Source organism: Rhodococcus huquni, from assembly GCF_055231055.1.
Map to the genome: position 1 here is coordinate 2,501 of NZ_JBUYWE010000023.1, position 2,829 is coordinate 5,329.

Consider the following 2,829-nt stretch of genomic DNA (forward strand, 5'->3'; position numbering starts at 1 on the left):
AGTGAAATAGTACCTGAAACCGTGCGCTTACAATCCGTCAAAGCCTTCGAGTGACTTGTCACTGGGGGTGATGGCGTGCCTTTTGAAGAATGAGCCTGCGAGTTAGCGGCATGTCGCGAGGTTAACCCGTGTGGGGTAGCCGTAGCGAAAGCGAGTCCGAATAGGGCGACGCAGTGGCATGTTCTAGACCCGAAGCGGAGTGATCTACCCATGGCCAGTGTGAAGCGACGGTAAGACGTCGTGGAGGCGCGAACCCACTTAGGTTGAAAACTGAGGGGATGAGTTGTGGGTAGGGGTGAAAGGCCAATCAAACTCCGTGATAGCTGGTTCTCCCCGAAATGCATTTAGGTGCAGCGTCGCGTGTTTCTCACCGGAGGTAGAGCTACTGGATGGTCTAGGGGGCCTACAAGCTTACCGAAATCAGCCAAACTCCGAATGCCGGTGAGTGAGAGCGCGGCAGTGAGACTGCGGGGGATAAGCTTCGTAGTCGAGAGGGAAACAGCCCAGATCGCCGGCTAAGGTCCCTAAGCGTGTACTAAGTGGAAAAGGATGTGGGGTCGCGAAGACAACCAGGAGGTTGGCTTAGAAGCAGCCACCCTTGAAAGAGTGCGTAATAGCTCACTGGTCAAGTGATCCTGCGCCGACAATGTAGCGGGGCTCAAGTACACCACCGAAGCCGCGGCATTCACACAATGCACTTCTTTCGCCCTGCGGGGTGTTGGGCAGTGGTGTGGATGGGTAGGGGAGCGTCGTGCAGCCATGGAAGCAGCAGTGTGAACTAGCTGTGGAGGCTGCACGAGTGAGAATGCAGGCATGAGTAGCGAAAGACGAGTGAGAAACTCGTCCGCCGAATGACCAAGGGTTCCTGGGCCAGGTTAATCCGCCCAGGGTGAGTCGGGACCTAAGACGAGGCCGACAGGCGTAGCCGATGGACAACGGGTTGATATTCCCGTACCCGTGTGAACGCGCCCCTGGTGAATCAGTGATACTAACCATCCTGAAGCCACGAGAAGACCTTCGGGTCTCGAGTTGGTGGATGCATGGGACCTGATCTGGTAGTAGCCAAGCGATGGGGTGACGCAGGAAGGTAGCTGAGCCAGTCAGTGGTAATACTGGTGTAAGCCTGTAGGGCGAACGGTAGGCAAATCCGCCGTTCATGTGCCTGAGAGGTGATGCGTAGCCGAATGAGGCGAATTCAGTGATCCTATGCTGCCGAGAAAAGCCTCTAGCGAGCTTTCACACGGCCCGTACCCCAAACCGACACAGGTGGTCAGGTAGAGAATACTAAGGCGATCGAGATAACTATGGTTAAGGAACTCGGCAAAATGCCCCCGTAACTTCGGGAGAAGGGGGGCCCTGTCTGGTGATGGACTTTACGTCCTGAGCTGGGTGGGGCCGCAGAGACCAGTGAGAAGCGACTGTTTACTAAAAACACAGGTCCGTGCGAAGTCGTAAGACGATGTATACGGACTGACGCCTGCCCGGTGCTGGAAGGTTAAGAGGACCGGTTAGTCACTTCGGTGGCGAAGCTGAGAATTTAAGCCCCAGTAAACGGCGGTGGTAACTATAACCATCCTAAGGTAGCGAAATTCCTTGTCGGGTAAGTTCCGACCTGCACGAATGGCGTAACGACTTCTCAGCTGTCTCAACCATAGACTCGGCGAAATTGCATTACGAGTAAAGATGCTCGTTACGCGCGGCAGGACGAAAAGACCCCGGGACCTTCACTACAGCTTGGTATTGGTGTTCGGTTCGGTTTGTGTAGGATAGGTGGGAGACTGTGAAGCGGTGACGCTAGTTATCGTGGAGTCGTTGTTGAAATACCACTCTGATCGTATTGGACCTCTAACCTCGGACCATGATCTGGTTCAGGGACAGTGCCTGGTGGGTAGTTTAACTGGGGCGGTTGCCTCCCAAAATGTAACGGAGGCGCCCAAAGGTTCCCTCAGCCTGGTTGGCAATCAGGTGTCGAGTGCAAGTGCACAAGGGAGCTTGACTGTGAGACTGACAAGTCGAGCAGGGACGAAAGTCGGGACTAGTGATCCGGCACCGGCAAGTGGAAGCGGTGTCGCTCAACGGATAAAAGGTACCCCGGGGATAACAGGCTGATCTTCCCCAAGAGTCCATATCGACGGGATGGTTTGGCACCTCGATGTCGGCTCGTCGCATCCTGGGGCTGGAGTAGGTCCCAAGGGTTGGGCTGTTCGCCCATTAAAGCGGCACGCGAGCTGGGTTTAGAACGTCGTGAGACAGTTCGGTCTCTATCCGCCGCGCGCGTTAGAAACTTGAGGAAGGCTGTCCCTAGTACGAGAGGACCGGGACGGACGAACCTCTGGTGTGCCAGTTGTTCCGCCAGGAGCACCGCTGGTTAGCTACGTTCGGGAGGGATAACCGCTGAAAGCATCTAAGCGGGAAGCCTGTTCCAAGATGAGGTTTCTCACCCCCTCGAGGGGGTAAGGCCCCCGGCAGACCACCGGGTTGATAGGCCAGAACTGGAAGCACAGCAATGTGTGGAGGTGACTGGTACTAATAGGCCGAGGACTTACCACAAAGAAGCTACGCGTCCACTGTGCAGTATCTGAAACAACACACACGTGTTTCGGATACTGGAAACGAACCACCCCCCATCGATCACCCCACATTTTTGTGGGTGGCTGGTGGTGAGGTGTTCGTCGAAAGTTGTGTGTGACAGTTTCATAGAGTTACGGCGGCCATAGCGAGAGGGAAACGCCCGGTCCCATTCCGAACCCGGAAGCTAAGCCTTTCTGCGCCGATGGTACTGCACTCGACAGGGTGTGGGAGAGTAGGACACCGCCGAACATCCGTTAC

The 2,829-nt window shown here is 55.6% G+C and carries 2 rRNA genes (1 of these 2 running past the window's edge); both read left to right on the forward strand.

The window, feature by feature from the left end:
- Positions 1 to 2,550: ribosomal RNA gene (locus ACZI8R_RS21045) — 23S ribosomal RNA — on the forward strand; it begins 583 nt to the left of the window's first position.
- 153 nt (positions 2,551 to 2,703) lie between these two features.
- A 5S ribosomal RNA gene (rrf, locus tag ACZI8R_RS21050) occupies positions 2,704 to 2,820 on the forward strand.
- The last annotated feature ends 9 nt before the right edge of the window (positions 2,821 to 2,829 follow it).